Genomic DNA, 16,404 nt, shown 5'->3' on the forward strand with positions numbered 1-16,404 from the left:
GACCTTGCGGCCGAATGGGAGACCCGATGCATATGGGTGCGAACGCGCGCCGCGCATCCTTTATTCCAGACTTTATGAGGCTTGCAGCAAAATTTGTGCGGTACCGCCACGCTTGTGCCGAAAAGGCTTCAGAGCGGCCCCGTCAGTTGCCGGCCAGGGCAATCCGCCGCTCCGCCAGCGCCGCCAGATCGGCCCGCAGCCGCTCCACCGGCCCCGACCAGTCGCCGGGAGCCGTCTGGCGGTAGAGCCGCGCCGTCGGATACCAGGGCGACTCCTCCCGCCCGCGCAGCCAGCGCCATTCCGACCCGGCATGCAGCAGCACCGACACCGGCCTCCCCAGCGCACCGGCCAGATGGGCCATGAAGGTGCAGGAGCTGATCACCACATCCAGCTCTCCCAGGGCCGCCGCGGTGTTGTCCATGCCCTGCAACGAGCAGCCCCAATCGACGGTGCCGGCGGGCAGCGGGAATTCGGCCATGTCGTCGCGCCCCTGCCCGAACTGGAGCACCACCGCCGTCGTCCCCGGAATGCCGAACAGTGGCAGCAGCGGCTCCAGACGGGGCGAGCGGACGCGGTCATAGCGGAAATGCACGGAGCCGGCCCAGACGATGCCGATCTTCAGCCCCTCCAGACCCGCGGCCCTCCCGGCCCAGAGGGTCTTCGCCGCCTGCGAGGCGTGGAGATAGGGGATATCCGCGGGAATGCCGCCCAGCTCGGTCCCCATCCGATGGACCAGGCTCATCACATGGGCATGCATGTCGTAGGGCGGCAGGTCCTCGTCATAGCCGAAGGCGGCGTCGACGATGCGTGAGGACCGCAGCAGTCCCAGCAGGTTTTCCTGGCCGCAGAACAGCACTCGCATCCCCTGCGCCCGCAGGATCAGCGCATAGCGGATGAACTGGATCACATCGCCTATGCCACGGTCGGCATGGATCAGCAGGGTCGCCCCCGGCCGGATGCTGCCGTCCCAGTCCGGCCGGTCGAAACGCCGCGGCGGCTGGAACAGCGGCAGCCGCACCCTCTCCTCATAGAGCGCCGCCCCCTCGCACAGGCGCCCCATCAGCATCAGCGCGCTGCCCTGCCCGACCGCCGCCTCCGCCAGGGCCGGGTCGAGGCGGCGGGCATGGGCGAAGGCCGCCACCGCCGCTTCCGCCCGATGCCGTTGCAGATGCGCGAATCCGAGATTGCTCCAGCTGGCCGGATCGGCCGGATCGAGCGCCAGCGCCCGGCAGAGCGCCGGCTGCGCCTCCTCGATCCGTCCCGCCTCGACCAGTTCAGCCCCTGCAGCGGCCCAGGCCGGCGCCGTGCCGCGAAGCCGTGCCAGCCGGGCCAGCTCCGTCGCCGCCGCCGGCATGGCCTGCCGGCGCAGGGTTTCCGCCAGATTGTTCAGGCTGCGCCCATGGTCGGGCGCCAGCAGCAGCGCCGCCCGGTAAAGCGGCAGCGCCGCCGATGCGTCGCCGCTCGCCAGCCGCAGATCGGCAAGGTCGCAGAGCAGGTCGGGAGCCAGCGCGCCGGCAAGCGCCGCCCGATGCAGGACGGCCGCCGCCTCTTCCGCCCGGCCCAGCCGTTTCAGGCAGGCCGCGAGGTTGCGGGCATAGGCGGGATTGCCCGGCGCGCTGCACAGCGACCGCCGGAACGGCGCCAGCGCGCCCACCGCATCGCCGCTGCCGATGGCCGCGACGCCGAGGATGCTCCAGCCGTCGCCGCGCCCGGGATCGAGCGCCAGCGCCTGCCGCAACGCCCTGCGCGCCGCCGCCGGTTCCCGCCGCTGCAACGCCGCCGCCGCCGATTGAATGAGTTGGAGAACGTCGCCCACGACCATGCCCCGCCATGCCCCCGATCAGAGTGTTGGGTCGGTCGGGGAGGCGTGGTGGGCCCGGCCGGATTTGAACCGACGACAACACCGTTATGAGCGGCGCGTTCTAACCGCTGAACTACAGGCCCTACCGCGGGGCGCACTTTGCGACAAAGCTTTGGGGAATTGCAACCCCTCGTTCATCGTCCCGACGCAGAAGCCTGAAAACGAAAACGGGGGCCGATTGGCCCCCGCTTCGTTTCGAAAAGTATGCTTCCCGGTCGGATGTCCCGATCAGGTATCCAGGAAGCTGCGCAGCTTGCGCGATCGCGACGGGTGCTTGAGCTTGCGCAACGCCTTCGCCTCGATCTGGCGGATACGCTCGCGGGTCACGTTGAACTGCTGGCCGACCTCTTCCAGCGTGTGGTCGGTGTTCATGCCGATGCCGAAGCGCATGCGCAGCACACGTTCCTCGCGCGGCGTCAGCGAGGCCAGGACGCGGGTCGTCGTCTCGCGCAGGTTCGCCTGGATGGCGGCGTCCAGCGGCAGGACGGCGTTCTTGTCCTCGATGAAATCGCCGAGATGCGAATCCTCCTCGTCGCCGATCGGCGTTTCGAGGGAGATCGGCTCCTTGGCGATCTTCAGAACCTTGCGGACCTTCTCCAGCGGCATCATCAGACGCTCGGCCAGCTCTTCCGGGGTCGGCTCGCGGCCGATCTCGTGCAGCATCTGGCGGCTGGTGCGGACCAGCTTGTTGATCGTCTCGATCATGTGGACAGGGATGCGGATGGTCCGCGCCTGATCCGCGATGGAGCGGGTGATGGCCTGACGAATCCACCAGGTGGCGTAGGTCGAGAACTTGTAGCCGCGCCGGTACTCGAACTTGTCCACCGCCTTCATCAGGCCGATGTTGCCCTCTTGGATCAGGTCCAGGAACTGCAGGCCGCGGTTCGTGTACTTCTTGGCGATGGAGATGACGAGACGCAGGTTGGCCTCGACCATCTCCTTCTTGGCCCGGCTCGCTTCCTTCTCGCCCTTCTGGACGGTGGAGACGATGCGGCGGAACTCGTTGATCGGCAGACGCGCTTCCTCGGCGACGTTCGAGATCGACTCTCGCGTCTTGCGGATTTCGCCGTCGTACTTCTCCGCGAACTTGCCCCAGGTCTTGGGGTTCAGGCCGCGGATGCGCTCCAGCCAGTTCGGGTCCAGCTCGTGGCCGAAATACTGGTTCAGGAAGTCCTCGCGCTTCACCCGGCACTCGGTGGCCATGCGCAGCAGACGGCCTTCGAAGCCGGTCAGCTTGCGGTTCAGGCCATAGAGCTGCTCGACCAGCTGCTCGATGCGCTGGTTGTTCAGACGGACGGTGTTCATCAGCTCGACCATTTCGAGCTTCAGCTTGTCGTACTTCTTGTCCGTCTGCTTGCCGACGTCCTCGCCGCGCTGCATCGCGCCCATGCGGGCCTCATGCAGCTTGTGCAGCTTGTCGTAGGTCGCCTTGATGTTCTCGAAGGTCTCGATGACCTGCGGCTTCAGCGCGGCTTCCATCGCGGACAGCGACAGGCTGTTGTCGCCCTCGTCGCCTTCCTCGCCCTCTTCGCCCTCGCCTTCGGCGCGCGGCGGGCGCGGCTCGTCGCCTTCCTCTCCGGCCGGCGCATCGGCACCGGCGGCGGCGGCGGGAGCGGCGGCGGCGGTGCCGGCAGTTCCGGCGGCGCCAGTGGCATCGACCACTTCGGCCAGCCCTTCCGGCAGCTCCTCGCCATCCGGGCCGCCGCCATAGGTGGCGTCCAGATCGATGATGTCGCGCAGCAGCATCTTCCCTTCCATCAGGGAATCATGCCACTCCAGGATGGCGCGGATGGTCAGGGGCGATTCGCAGATCGCGCCGATCATCATCTCGCGGCCGGCTTCGATCCGCTTGGCGATGGCGATTTCGCCTTCGCGCGACAGCAGCTCCACCGAACCCATCTCGCGCAGGTACATGCGCACGGGGTCGTCGGTGCGGCCGATGTCGTCGTCGTCGAGGTTGCCCGACGAACGGCCTTCGCCTTCGCCCGCACCCTCGCCGGCGTTCTCCGAATCCTGCTCTTCCGATTCGACGATGTTGATGCCCATCTCGGACAGCATCGCCATCGTGTCTTCGATCTGCTCGGACGAGGACGAATCCTGTGGCAGCGCTGCGTTCAGCTCGTCATAGGTGACATACCCGCGCTCCTTGCCGCGAGCGATCATCTTCTTGACGGCCAAACCCATGCCGTCCATCAGAGGACCGTCTGCGGATTCCTCCCGCGTTTCGGAAACTTCCACGCTGTTCGCAGCTTTCGTGGCCATGCGATCGGTGCCCCCGCATTACCCCAGTGAATAAAGACGAAAGGAGCGCCCGGTCCCGGTTTCCCGGCCCGTCCGCCCCACCCCCAACCATGTATCTACCCAGAACCCGCCATCACAGAAACTGTCATGCGGCCCCGTCCTGTTGCCCTCTGTATCCATCAACCGACATCCGATTGCCGACGATATGCATCGTCAACACTCAGATATCGTCAAAGTCACTGTCCGCGATACCCATCCCGGACTTTATGACCTCCTGCTGAAGAGCCACGACCCTCGCGAAGTTGGCCTCGCTGTTGTCACGGGTCAGAGCCGCTTTCGCTTCCCTAAGATCGTCGAGCACCCGCTCGTGATGCAGATGCCGCCACGCAGGCCACCATCCCTTCCGTGCGTCCTCCGTGGAGGCGTCCGGACGGGCGAAGCCGGCATGGACATAGGTCGACTCGCCTAGCAAAGCACCGACCATTGTCTCATGGCCGGCGGATGACAAGTGGCGACAAAGCGCATCGGCGTCAAGTGTCGAGTCGTGGTTGCGGTCGTCAGAAAGGCATTCGATGACCGCCCAGCGCAGTTTTTCCAGCTCCGGGTCACCGAATGGCAACAGCCCCAGCGGCTCCGCCAGTTCGCCGAACAAATCCGGATGGTTGATCAGCGTGGCCAGCAGAATGCGCTCGCGCATCGATGCGAGGCGGGAGGCGCGGCCGCGCCCCTCCCCTGCCGGCTTGGAGGTCAGGCGTCCGGGCGTGCCCGGCACATGGCGGCGCGGTGCCTCGCCGAAGCGTCCCCGCCCCTGCCCCGGCACCCACGGCCCGCGGTTGTAGGCCGGCCGCGCCGGAGCGAAGGCCTCGTCGACACGGCGGCGCATCTCGGTGCGGTAGAAACTCTGGACGTCGCGGTCGGCGATGGTGGCGACGCGGGCCTCCAGCGCCGCCTTCACCGCGGCCTTGGCCTCCGGCGTGTCGGTCGGCCGGCCCTCGCTCTCCATCCGCCACAGGGCGTCGGACAGCGGGATGGCGGCCTCCAGCACCGCTCCCATCGCCTTCGCGCCCTGGGCGCGGATCAGGCTGTCGGGGTCCTCGCCCTCCGGCAGGAAGGCGACGCGGGCCGACTGGCCGGGGGCGAGGTGCGGCAAAATGCGCTCCACCGCCCGCCAGGCCGCCCGCCGGCCGGCATTGTCGCCGTCGAAGCACAGGAAGGGCACCTTCTCCGCCGCCGGGATCAGCTTCCACAGCTCCTGCACCTGGGTTTCGGTCAGCGCGGTGCCCAGCGGCGCCACCGCCCCCTCGAAACCGGCACGGACCAGCGCGATCACGTCCATATAGCCTTCGGCGACGATCACCGGCTTGCCGTCCGCCGCCGCCTGCCGCGCCCGCGACAGGCCGTAGAGCAGCGTGCCCTTGTGGAACAGCGGCGTGTCGGCGGTGTTGACGTATTTCGGCCCGTCGCCCTCTAGGATGCGGCCGCCGAAAGCGACCACCTGCCCGCGCCGGTCGGTGACCGGGAACATCACGCGGTTGCGGAAGAAGCTGTAGGGCGACCGGCCGTCGTCCGGCCGCTTCAGCAGCCCGGCATTGACCATGTCCTCGTCGGAGAAGCCCTGCTTGCCGAGATACGTGCGCAGCGCATTCGAATCGCCGGGCGCGTAGCCCAGCCGGAAACGCGCGATGGTCTCGCCGTCCAGACCGCGCCGCAGGAAGTAATCCAGCCCCGACCGCCCGGCGGAGGTGTGCAGCTGCTGTTCGAACCAGCGCGCCGCCTGCTCGACAAGGTCATGCAGGGTCTTGCGCCGTTCGTAACGCTGGCGGTCCTCCTCTGTCGGGCGCGGCACCGGCAGCCCGGCCTCGCCGGCCAGATGCTCGACCGCCTCGGGGAAGCCGAGATTGTCGTGACGCATGACGAAACCGATGATGTCGCCATGGGCGCCACAGCCGAAGCAATGGAAGAAGCCCTTCTGGTCGTTGACGTAGAAGGATGGCGACTTCTCATTGTGGAAGGGACAGGGGGCCTTGTACTCGCGGCCGGCGCGGATCAGCCGCAGCCGCTTGGAGACCACTTCCGACAGGGTCAGCCGGGTGCGCAGTTCTTCCAGGAATTGGGGCGGGAAAGCCATGGTCGAACGGTCACCGGATACGATAGATAGGAAGCAAGGGCGCAGGGCTATGGCCGAGCCATAGTATGGGAACCGGGGCCGCCGTCCCCAAGGGCGCCGATGGAGGCGCAGATGGGGCGGACCATCGGCATCCGTCCGACTGAGCGGGACCCGGCCGATCGGAGGGCCCGGCCTCGGACGAAGCTTGGCCGCCCCGCTACTGCCGACGCCCCGTCAGCCCGGCCTTACTTGCCGGACAGCCGCGCCTTCAACAGACCGCCGGCCTTGGCGAAATCCATCTGGCCGGCGTGGCGGGCCTTCAGCTCGGCCATCACCTTGCCCATGTCCTTGATGCTGGCCGCACCCAGCTCGGTCACGATGGCGTCGATGGCGGCGGCAACCTCCTCCTCGCTCATCTGCCTGGGCAGATAACGCTCGATGACCGCGATCTCCTCGCGCTCCTGCTGGGCCAGTTCGGGACGCCCGCCCTGCTCGTACATCGCCGCCGATTCGGTGCGCTGCTTCACCATGCCCTGCAGCATCGACAGGATGCCCGCCTCGTCGATGCCGTCGGTCACGCCGCGCCCCCGGGCTTCGATGTCGCGGTCCTTCAGGCCGGCGAGGATCATGCGGATGGTGGACACCGCGCGCTGGTCCTTCGCGCGCATCGCATCCTTGAGGCTGTCGTTGAACTGCGTGCGCAGTGTCATGTCCCGTCTTCCTTGGTTCGTCGGGCCGGGATAGGAGGCTCCGGCCGGACAGCCGACTATTCCGAAAATGGCCGCCGATTTCCACGGCAAAAGCCCCAGCCGGCAAATGGGTGCCCCGCGACCGTCCGACTTTGTCCACGGATCAGGGCCGCCTTGCAAAGCTATTGCTGGAAATCCTGCGTCCAATCGTCATATAGGATGTCCGGCCCATCCGATCAGCCCACTCGATCCCACGTCACTGCCCATTCCGGCGGATGTGGGGTGCGAGCGGCTACGTGTGCGCGCCCGGCGGGACGCTAGGCCGTCGCCGTTCCGCCGATCACCCGATCCGTCGCCGGCCGCGGTTTTTGGGAAGGTTCACAGGAATGACTCTCGCCACTCCCCCCTCCGACAATGCGGTTCACACCGGCGTCCTGGTCCTGGCCGACGGCACCGTGTTCCGCGGCCGAGGCATCGGCGCCACGGGGGATTCGGTGGGCGAGGTGTGCTTCAACACCTCCATGACCGGCTATCAGGAAATCCTGACCGATCCCAGCTACGCCGGCCAGATCATCACCTTCACCTTCCCGCACATCGGCAACACCGGCGCCAACCTTGAGGACATCGAGACGATCACGCCGGCCGCCCGCGGCCTGATCCTGCGCGCCGACATCACCGATCCGTCGAACTGGCGCGCCACCCGCCATCTCGACGACTGGCTGAAGAGCTACGGCCTCGTCGGCCTGACCGGCGTCGACACCCGTCGCCTGACCCGCCGCATCCGCGACCTGGGCGCGCCCAACGGCGTCGTCGCCCATGCGCCGGACGGCAAGTTCGACATCGAGGCGCTGGTCGCCAAGGCCAAGGGCTGGCCGGGTCTGGAGGGCATGGATCTGGCCAAGGACGTGTCCTGCCGCCAGACCTACGACTGGACCGAGGCCGGCTGGACCATCGGCGGCGGCTATGCCACGCTGGACAAGCCGCAGTACCATGTCGTCGCCATCGATTATGGCGCCAAGCGCAACATCCTGCGCTGCCTCGCCGCCGCCGGCTGCAAGGTGACGGTGGTGCCGTCGACCGCCACGGTCGAGGACGTGATGCGCCACCAGCCGGACGGTGTCTTCCTGTCCAACGGCCCCGGCGACCCCGCCGCCACCGGCGAATATGCCGTGCCGACGATCAAGGGCCTGCTCGACACCGGCGTGCCGATGTTCGGCATCTGCCTCGGCCACCAGATGCTGTCGCTGGCGCTGGGCGCCAAGACCACCAAGATGCAGCAGGGCCACCGCGGCGCCAACCATCCGGTGAAGGATCTGGCGAGCGGCCGGGTGGAGATCACCAGCCAGAACCATGGCTTCGTCGTGATGCCGGAGACGCTGCCGGCCGACGCCGAGGTCACCCATGTCAGCCTGTTCGACGGCACCAACGAAGGCATCCGCCTGAAGGACAAGCCGGTCTTCTCGGTGCAGTACCACCCGGAGGCCTCGCCCGGCCCGCAGGACAGCCACTATCTGTTCGACCGCTTCGTCCAGTTGATCGCCGAGAAGAAGGCGGCCTGAGGCTTACGAACGGCAGCCATGACGAAAAGGGCGTCCCGGTGGGACGCCCTTTTTCTTTACCGGTATCCGGGACCCGACATCGAACGAGGAAGAACCGGAACATGGCCCGGTCCACCGACCTGCTGCTGACCGCCATAGCCCCGGCGATCTGGGGCAGCACCTACATCGTCACCACCGAGCTGCTGCCGCAGGGCTACCCGATGACGGTCGCCCTGCTCCGCGCCCTGCCGGCCGGGCTGTTGTTGCTGCTGCTGGTCCGCCGGCTTCCCTTTGGCTGCTGGTGGGCGCGCTCGCTGATCCTGGGGGCGCTGAACTTCTCCTTCTTTTGGGCGATGTTGTTCGTCTCGGCCTATCGCCTGCCGGGCGGTGTCGCCGCCACGGTGGGCGCGGTGCAGCCGCTGATCGTCATCGCCCTGTCGCGCCCGCTTCTGGGCTCGCCGATCCGTCCGCTGGCGGTCGCCGCTGCCATGGCCGGCATCGGCGGCGTCGCCCTGCTGGTGCTGAAGCCCAGCGCCGCGCTGGATGGCATCGGCGTACTGGCGGCGCTGGCCGGTGCCGGGTCGATGGCTGCGGGAACGGTGCTCAGCCGGCGCTGGCGTCCGCCGGTGTCGCCGCTGACCTTCACCGCCTGGCAACTGACGGCGGGCGGCGTTCTGCTGGTGCCGGTGGCTCTTCTGCTGGAACCGGCGCTGCCGGTGCCGACGGCGGCCAACCTGCTGGGCTTCGTCTATCTCGGCCTGATCGGCGCCGCGATGACCTATATCCTGTGGTTCCGCGGCCTGTCGCGGCTGGAGCCGTCGGCGGTGGCACCGCTGGGGTTCCTCAGCCCGGTGATGGCGGTGGTGCTGGGCTGGGCGCTCCTCGGCCAGTCGCTGACCGGCTTCCAGATTGCCGGCATGGCGCTGGCGCTCGGCAGCGTCTGGGTCGGCCAGCGCGCCCAGGCGGCGCCGGCGACGGCAAACGTGCGAGGCTGAAGGCGTCTTTCCGGATGGCGGGATCGCGCCATATCATCAAGTCCCCCGGCACGCCCCGTCCGCCCCTGCCCCAGACATCATGCGCCGCCTGCCGCCCCCGCCCATCGCAATCGCCATAGCCGCCACCCGACATGACGAGGACCGTTCCGCCTGCCCGCTCTGCGGCCGGCCGATGGTGCCGGGTGCCAGCCTGAACGAACACCACCTGATCCCCCGCACCTATGGCGGGCGGGAGACGGTGACGATGCACCGGATCTGCCATGCGAAGATCCATGCGGTGCTGACCGAGCAGCAGCTGCGCGACCAGTATCACGAGATCGACGCCCTGCGCGGCCATCCCGACCTCGCCGCCTTCATCCGCTGGGTCCGCCGCAAGCCGCCGGAATTCAACGACGGCCATGCCACCGACCGCCAGACCAGAGACCGGCGGCGCATGCGCTGAACGCTGTCGTCAGCCCTGGCGGACTGTCCGCCGCGTGGCGGGTTTCGGCAGGTAATTGCGGGCCTCGCCGTTGCAGACCCGGCTGACCCGTTCATACTCCTCCACCGTATCGACCTGGGCCTGCCGCCGGTCGCGCTCGCGGCCGAACTCCTGCATGATCCGCCGCATCGCCGATTCGAGCGGCCGGCGGACCGCCGCCATCGCCTGCGACTGGCTGCGCGACCGCACCGGCGCCATCTCCGCGATCACCTGATCCAGCCGGCTGCGGATCTGCGGAATCATCTCCTGAAGCAGGGCCTCGTCCACCGCGACATGGCGCATCTCGTGGGCAAGCACCTCGCCATGCAGGCAGGAGCCGGCGGGGATTTCCCGGGCGACATGGACGATGCGCTGCTGGAAGCCGAAACTGATGGCAAGCTTGCTGGCCGAGGCGCAATAGGTGCCGTCGCCCATCGTCTTGAACAGGGCCGACACCTGGGACTGCTCGCCGTAGCGCGCCTGGGTCAGCCCCAGCACATGGCTGTCGGCGGTGCTGACCGGCCCCGGCGTGCGTCCCGGCAGGCGGGTGAGCTGCGTGATCGACAGCGCATCGTCGCGCTGGATCGGCGCCAGCACGGTGTCGAGGTCCAGCGTGGCCGGCGGAAATCCGGTGCAGCCGTTCGACTGCGCCGCGGCCGGCGACATGGACAGAAGAATTGCCGGAAGGGCAAGGAACAGGAGGCGAACGGTCATCCCAGCACTGTTACCGGGAAACCGTTCTCCTACAAGAGATTTGGCGGCAAGAGATTTGGCGGCAAGAGATATGGAAGGGCCGCCACCGCAGGTCTCCGGCGGCGGCCCCCGATGCTGCCCTTAACGCTGGGAGGGGAACAGGAAGCGCGCCTTCAGGGTGCCTTCGATGGCGCGCAGGTCGTTGACGACCTCCAGCTCTTCGACGTCGCCGTTGACGTCGACCACCACATAGCCCAGCTCCGGATCGGTCTGGAGATACTGGGCGGCGATGTTCAGGTCGCGGCCGGAGAACACCTCGTTCACCTTGCGCAGCATGCCCGGACGGTTCTCGTGGACGTGCAGGAAGCGGGTGCAGCCGGCCTGAACCGGCAGCGCCACCTGCGGGAAGTTGACCGCGCCGACGGTGGAGCCGTTGTCCGAATACTCCAGCAGCTTCTGCGCCACCTCGGTGCCGATGTTGGCCTGGGCCTCCATCGTCGAGCCGCCGATGTGTGGGGTGAGGATAGCGGTCTTGATGCCGCGCAGCGCGCTCTGGAACTCTTCCTTGTCGGAACCGGGCTCGACCGGGAAGACGTCGATGGCGGCGCCCAGGATGTGGCCGGAGTTCATCGCGGCGGCCAGCGCCTCGATCTCCACCACCTGCCCGCGGGCGGCGTTGATCAGGTGGCTGCCCTTCTTCATGGCGGCCAGCTCACGCTCGCCGATCATGTCGCGGGTCTGCGGGGTGTCGGGCACATGCAGGGTCACCACGTCGGACACCGACAGCAGCTCCTCCAGCGAGTCGCAGGCCCGCGCATTGCCGAGCGCCAGCTTGCGCACGGTGTCGTAGAAGCGGACCTGCATGCCCATCGCTTCGGCCAGGATCGACACCTGGGTGCCGATGTGGCCGTAGCCGACGATGCCCAGCGTCTTGCCGCGGATCTCGTAGGAGTCCTTGGCGGACTTCATCCAGCCGCCGCCATGCACCAGTTGCGACTTCTCGAAGATGCCGCGCATCAGCATGATGATCTCGCCGATCACCAGCTCCGCCACCGACCGGGTGTTGGAATAGGGGGCATTGAACACCGGCACGCCGTGGCGGCGCGCCGCCTTCAGGTCGACCTGGTTGGTGCCGATGCAGAAGCAGCCGACGGTGATCAGCTTGCTCGCTGCCTCGAACACCTTGGCGGTCAGGTGCGTGCGCGAGCGGATGCCCAGGATGTGGACCGAGCCGATGCGTTCAAGCAGCTCGGACTCGTCCAGCGCGCGCGGCAGCCGCTCGACGGAGGCATAACCGCCGCGGGCCAGCTCGTCGATGGCGTTGTCGTGAACACCTTCCAGCAGAAGGATGTTGATCTTGTCCTTGGAGAGCGAGAGCTTGGTCACGGCCGGCTTCCGTATCTGGGCATCGGTTCTGTCCCGCAAGGCCAGCCCACCGGGATACGGCGCGTAGGGCCTTTCGGAAAAGCGAGCGCGCAAAATAATACCAAAGGCAGCCCTTGTCACCTGACGGATGTTGCGCCGCGGCGTCCGTTTCCGCATGCCGGATTGGCGCGCAGCGCGGGTTGGGTGTATCAGTCTGACCGCCCTCCACACCTGGAACCCCTGTCATGAGCGACGTGACGATCTATCACAACCCGCGTTGCAGCAAATCGCGCGAGACGCTGGAGCTTCTGCGCTCCCGTGGCGTCGAGCCGACGGTGATCGAGTATCTGAAGACCCCGCCGGCCCCGGCGGAGCTGTCGGCCATCCTTACCAAGCTGGGCAAGGGGCCGCGCGACATCACCCGCGCCAAGGAAGCGGCGGAGGCCGGCATCGCGAAGGACCTCGACGGCGCGGCGCTGGTCGCCGCCCTGTCCGCCAATCCGGCGGCCATCGAACGCCCCATCGTGGTCAAGGGCGACCGCGCCCGCGTCGGCCGCCCGCCGGAGTCGGTGCTGGACCTGTTCTGATCCGCTTCGATCCGCTTTGACTTGCGCTGCCCCCTCAACCCCCGCCCCTTCACCGGAGCCCGCCGCCCGTGACCAGCAAGCACACCGCAGCATCCGCCGCCGCTGAGCTGTCGACCATCCGCGATTTCCTGCGCTACGGCGTCAGCCGCTTCAACGAGGCCGATCTGGATTACGGCCACGGCACCACCACGGCCTTCGACGAGGCGGTGTTCCTGGTGCTGGAGTCGCTGCACCTGCCGGTCGACCAGCTCGACCCCTATATGGACGCCCGGCTGACCGCGGCGGAGCGCGAGGCGGTGGCCGGCATTCTCCATGCCCGCATCGACACCCGCAAGCCGGCGCCCTATCTGCTGAACAAGGCCTATATCCAGGGCATCCCCTTCTATGTGGACGAGCGGGTAATCGTCCCGCGCTCCTACATCGGCGAGCTGCTGTTCTCCGACATGTTCGGCGGCGACGACTTCACGCTGGTCGAGGATCCGACCTCGGTCGAGCGGGTGCTGGATCTGTGTACCGGCTCCGGCTGCCTCGCCATCCTGGCCGCCCGCATCTTTCCGGAGGCCCAGGTCGACGCGGTGGACCTGTCGCCCGACGCGCTGGAGGTGGCCAAGCGCAACGTCGCCGACAGCGGCTTCGAGGACCGCATCACCCTGCATCAGGGCGATCTGTTCGCCCCGCTGAAGACGCGCAAATACGACGTCATCATCACCAACCCGCCCTATGTCGACGCCGAGGCGATGAGCGCCCTGCCGCCGGAATTCCGGGCCGAGCCGGCACTGGCGCTGGCCGGCGGCGACGACGGGCTGGACATCGTCCGCCGCATCCTGAAGGAAGCGCCCAAGCACCTGACGCCGGAAGGCGGCCTGCTCTGCGAGTTCGGCACCGGCCGCGAGATTCTGGAGGCGGACTATCCCCATCTGGACTTCCTGTGGCTGCAAACCGCCAACAGCTTCGGCGAGGTGTTCTGGCTGACACGGGACCAGCTGAAGGCTGGAAAGTGAGCCGAAGGTAGGGTGAGAGTGCCCCACCCGATTCTCCCCATCCGGGGAGGGCCGGGTGGGAGCCTGACTTTCCAGGAACCCTTCTCCCGCCCGCCGGTTGTCCTCTCACGATGTTGCACCGCAGCACCCCCGAGAGGACGCCGCCGATGACCGACCGCCGCTCTACACTCCTCAAGACCCTGGGCCTCACCGCGCTGACCCTGGGCGGATTGGCCGTCGCCAACACGCTTGCCGCCCGCGCGGCCGAACGGCGCTATCCGCCCGAAGGCCGCTTCCTCACCGTCGATGGTGTCCGGCTGCATTACATGGAGGCCGGCGAAGGCCCGCCGGTCGTGCTGCTGCACGGCAATGTCTCCGCCCTCGGCGATTCGCTGGCGAGCGGGCTGTTCCAGCGTTTGGCCCGGACCCACCGGGTGATCGCCTTCGACCGGCCCGGCATGGGCCACAGCGACCGGCCGCGGGATCGCGCCTGGACGCCGGAGGATCAGGCCGACCTGCTGGCCCAGGCATTCGGCCTGCTGGGGATCGAAAAGGCGGTGGTGGTCGGCCATTCCTACGCCACGCTGGTGGCGCTGGCCCTGGCTCTGGACCATCCGCGGACGGTGAAGGGTCTGGTGCTGATGGCCGGCTATTATTTCCCGACCAAGCGGGTCGATGCGGTTCTGGTGGCGCCGCTGGCGACGCCGGTGCTGGGCGACCTGCTGCGCCACACCCTGTCGCCGCCGGTTTCGATGGCGATGATGCCGGGGCTGCTGAAGACGCTGTTCTCGCCCCGTCCGGTCCCGGACCATCTGACCGAGAGCTTCCCCGCCGCCCTGACCGTCCGGCCGGGCCAGATGCGCGCCAACGCCCAGGATGGCGTGACCATGGCGCCCGCCGCCGAACGCCTGCAGCACCGTTACGCCGAGGTGACCGTCCCGGTGGCGATCTTCGCCGGCCACCACGACCGCGTGGTCGAGCAGGAGGAGCAGAGCGGCCGGCTGCATCATGTGCTGCCCGACAGCACCCTGCATTGGGTGCCGGACTCCGGCCACATGGTCCATTATGCCGACCCGGAGCTGGTCGTGCGCCGGATCGGGGAGCTGTCAGCCCTGGAGGCGACTCCGCGGATCGTCGCTCATAGATAGCGCCGCATCAGGATGCTGCCGCCCTGGTGCGGCAGCCGGGGGTGCCAGGGGATGGCGGCGCTGCCGATCTCCTCGAACCCCTCGCCGGCATAGAGACGGCGGGCCGGCTCGTTGTCGGCCCAGACATGCAGGGTGACGCGGTCGAATCCGCCGGTGCGTGCCCGCTCGTAGAACCAGCCGAGCAGCCGGCCGGCGATGCCGTGGCGCCGGTGCGCGGGATCGACCGCCAGGGCGGACAGGAAATAGCTGCCCCAGTCCAGCGTTTCGGGGAATGCGCCCATATGGGCGACGCGGTCGGGCGGCAGGCCGCTGTAATCCTCTGTCCGGATCCAGTCGGTGGGATAGCCATGGGCGATGCCGATCACCTGCCCATCCAGTTCGGCGACACCGCTCTGGCGATGCGACAGCGACCCGCTGCGCCCGGCCAGACCGGGCACCAGCATCTCCGCCGCGGTCATCCCCGGCACCAGCCCGTCGAGCAGGAATTCGTAGACGCCGCCGCCGGCGATGTCGATCAGCCGTGCCAGATCCGGTGCGTCGTCGGCATCGGCGGAGCGAAGGCGGAGGCGGTCGTCAATCGGTACGGAACTCACGGGCGGAACCCTTGGATCGGGAAAGCGGCTGGATAGAAAAGGCTCTCCCGCCGACGATTTCCAGTCCCAATCTTATCTGTCCTGATCGGCCGCCCGGTTCAAATCGTCGCGCAGCCGCAGCAGCGCATCGCGGAGCGACATCAGCTCCGCGGCGGAGCAGCCGGCGGCAGCGGCGATTCGCGTCGGCAGGCATTCGGCCTGCGTCCGCAAGGCCGCCCCTTCGGCGGTCAGGCCGATGCGGACCAGCCGCTCGTCCTGCGGATCGCGGCCGCGGGTCAGCAGGCCCTGCCCTTCCATCCGCTTCAGCAGCGGGGTCAGCGTGCCACTGTCCAGCCCAAGCCGCTCGCCGAGCAGCTTCATCGACTGGCCGTCCTCCTCCCACAGCAGCAGCATGATCAGATACTGCGGATAGGTCAGGCCAAGCTGCTCCAGCATCGGGCGATAGACTCGGCTCATCGCCAGATTGGCGGAATAGAGCGCGAAGCACGCCTGATTGGAAAGCAGAAGCGGATCGTCCCTGTCGGCTGCCATGATGTCTGAACCTTGAAAAGACGGCGCGCCGCCGGGATGCCACGCGTCGGTCGATCGTGCGGACTGCACAATCGCGCGCAACAGCCCGGCGGCGCAATGCCGAAGACTTTTCGCTTCAGGCGATGGTCTCAGGCCCGGTGCTCAGGCAACGGTCGTGGTGACCGGGATGTTACCCTTGGTGGCGTGGCTGTACGGGCAGACCTTATGGGCGCGGGCCAGCAGATCCTCGGCGGCGGCCTTGTCCATGCCCGGCAGCGAAACCACGAAATCGACCGTCAGGCCGAACCCTTCGCCATCGTCGCGGGCACCGATGCCGACCGTGGCGTTCACCGTCAGATCGGCCGGGACGGCGATCTTGTCGCGGTTGCCGACGAACTTGATGGCGCCGATGAAGCAGGCGGAATAGCCGGCGGCGAACAGCTGCTCGGGGTTGGTGGCACCACCCTGGCCACCCAGTTCCTTCGGCGCGGCCAGCGCGACCGACAGCAGGCCATCCTCGCTGACGGCCTTGCCGTCACGGCCACCGGTGGCGGTCACCTTGGTCGAATACAGGGTCTTCATGACGTGTGCTCCTTCATTGATCGCCGAGTGGCGGAGTTTGGTTTCCTGGGCAGCG

Annotated in this window: 15 protein-coding genes and 1 tRNA gene; 6 read left to right on the plus strand and 10 right to left on the minus strand. The window is 67.9% G+C overall.

Going from position 1 to position 16,404, the window contains the following annotated elements; all coding sequences use genetic code 11:
• Nucleotides 1–142: 142 nt before the first annotated feature.
• The 5 genes from ABNQ38_RS18755 to ABNQ38_RS18775 all read right to left on the minus strand — a co-directional run bounded on the left by ABNQ38_RS18755 (nt 143) and on the right by ABNQ38_RS18775 (nt 6,919).
• Nucleotides 143–1,816, minus strand: a complete 1,674-nt coding sequence (locus ABNQ38_RS18755) for a tetratricopeptide repeat protein (RefSeq protein ID WP_377809699.1) — start codon at nt 1,814–1,816, stop codon at nt 143–145.
• Between the two features lie 52 nt (nt 1,817–1,868).
• A tRNA-Ile gene (locus tag ABNQ38_RS18760) sits at nt 1,869–1,944 on the minus strand.
• Nucleotides 1,945–2,089: 145 nt separating this feature from the next.
• The gene (rpoD, locus tag ABNQ38_RS18765) at nt 2,090–4,123 is read right to left on the minus strand and encodes an RNA polymerase sigma factor RpoD (RefSeq protein WP_377809700.1); all 2,034 of its coding nucleotides are present in this window, start codon (nt 4,121–4,123) and stop codon (nt 2,090–2,092) included.
• A gap of 199 nt (nt 4,124–4,322) precedes the next feature.
• Nucleotides 4,323–6,230, minus strand: a complete 1,908-nt coding sequence (dnaG, locus tag ABNQ38_RS18770; RefSeq protein ID WP_098740181.1) for a DNA primase — start codon at nt 6,228–6,230, stop codon at nt 4,323–4,325.
• A 224-nt stretch (nt 6,231–6,454) separates the two neighbouring features.
• Nucleotides 6,455–6,919, minus strand: coding sequence for a GatB/YqeY domain-containing protein (locus ABNQ38_RS18775; protein ID WP_377809701.1), 465 nt, complete (start codon nt 6,917–6,919; stop codon nt 6,455–6,457).
• Between the two features lie 365 nt (nt 6,920–7,284).
• Between ABNQ38_RS18775 and carA the strand changes: the two genes are divergently transcribed.
• The 3 genes from carA to ABNQ38_RS18790 all read left to right on the plus strand — a co-directional run bounded on the left by carA (nt 7,285) and on the right by ABNQ38_RS18790 (nt 9,873).
• Nucleotides 7,285–8,457, plus strand: a complete 1,173-nt coding sequence (gene carA / locus ABNQ38_RS18780; protein ID WP_376958762.1) for a glutamine-hydrolyzing carbamoyl-phosphate synthase small subunit — start codon at nt 7,285–7,287, stop codon at nt 8,455–8,457.
• Nucleotides 8,458–8,558: 101 nt separating this feature from the next.
• The gene (locus ABNQ38_RS18785) at nt 8,559–9,431 is read left to right on the plus strand and encodes an EamA family transporter (RefSeq protein WP_377809702.1); all 873 of its coding nucleotides are present in this window, start codon (nt 8,559–8,561) and stop codon (nt 9,429–9,431) included.
• 79 nt (nt 9,432–9,510) lie between these two features.
• Complete coding sequence (locus tag ABNQ38_RS18790; RefSeq protein ID WP_377809703.1) at nt 9,511–9,873, plus strand: HNH endonuclease; 363 nt, start codon at nt 9,511–9,513, stop codon at nt 9,871–9,873.
• A gap of 9 nt (nt 9,874–9,882) precedes the next feature.
• Here ABNQ38_RS18790 and ABNQ38_RS18795 read toward each other — a convergent pair whose 3' ends face one another.
• On the minus strand, nt 9,883–10,605 hold the full coding sequence (locus ABNQ38_RS18795) for a hypothetical protein (RefSeq protein ID WP_377809704.1): 723 nt from the start codon (nt 10,603–10,605) through the stop codon (nt 9,883–9,885).
• Nucleotides 10,606–10,725: 120 nt separating this feature from the next.
• Complete coding sequence (gene serA, locus ABNQ38_RS18800; RefSeq protein WP_377809705.1) at nt 10,726–11,970, minus strand: phosphoglycerate dehydrogenase; 1,245 nt, start codon at nt 11,968–11,970, stop codon at nt 10,726–10,728.
• A 224-nt stretch (nt 11,971–12,194) separates the two neighbouring features.
• Here serA and arsC point away from each other — a divergent pair, with 224 nt between their 5' ends.
• The 3 genes from arsC to ABNQ38_RS18815 all read left to right on the plus strand — a co-directional run bounded on the left by arsC (nt 12,195) and on the right by ABNQ38_RS18815 (nt 14,664).
• The gene (gene arsC / locus ABNQ38_RS18805) at nt 12,195–12,536 is read left to right on the plus strand and encodes an arsenate reductase (glutaredoxin) (protein ID WP_377809706.1); all 342 of its coding nucleotides are present in this window, start codon (nt 12,195–12,197) and stop codon (nt 12,534–12,536) included.
• A 68-nt stretch (nt 12,537–12,604) separates the two neighbouring features.
• Nucleotides 12,605–13,537: a 50S ribosomal protein L3 N(5)-glutamine methyltransferase gene (gene prmB, locus ABNQ38_RS18810; RefSeq protein ID WP_377809707.1), complete on the plus strand. Its 933-nt coding sequence runs from the start codon at nt 12,605–12,607 to the stop codon at nt 13,535–13,537.
• 146 nt (nt 13,538–13,683) lie between these two features.
• Entirely contained in the window at nt 13,684–14,664 is a 981-nt protein-coding gene (locus ABNQ38_RS18815; protein WP_377809708.1) for an alpha/beta fold hydrolase, read from the plus strand.
• Here ABNQ38_RS18815 and ABNQ38_RS18820 read toward each other — a convergent pair.
• The 3 genes from ABNQ38_RS18820 to ABNQ38_RS18830 form a co-directional block, all read right to left on the minus strand.
• A complete protein-coding gene (locus ABNQ38_RS18820; RefSeq protein ID WP_377809709.1) occupies nt 14,655–15,257 on the minus strand; it encodes a GNAT family N-acetyltransferase in 603 nt (200 codons plus the stop codon). The two genes, ABNQ38_RS18815 and ABNQ38_RS18820, sit on opposite strands and share 10 nt — an antisense overlap.
• A gap of 72 nt (nt 15,258–15,329) precedes the next feature.
• On the minus strand, nt 15,330–15,788 hold the full coding sequence (locus ABNQ38_RS18825; protein WP_377809710.1) for a MarR family winged helix-turn-helix transcriptional regulator: 459 nt from the start codon (nt 15,786–15,788) through the stop codon (nt 15,330–15,332).
• Between the two features lie 141 nt (nt 15,789–15,929).
• Entirely contained in the window at nt 15,930–16,349 is a 420-nt protein-coding gene (locus ABNQ38_RS18830) for an organic hydroperoxide resistance protein (protein WP_012973667.1), read from the minus strand.
• Nucleotides 16,350–16,404: the final 55 nt, after the last annotated feature.

Origin of the sequence: Azospirillum sp. A29, assembly GCF_042604625.1 — a bacterium.
Taxonomy (GTDB): Bacteria; Pseudomonadota; Alphaproteobacteria; order Azospirillales; family Azospirillaceae; genus Azospirillum; species Azospirillum palustre.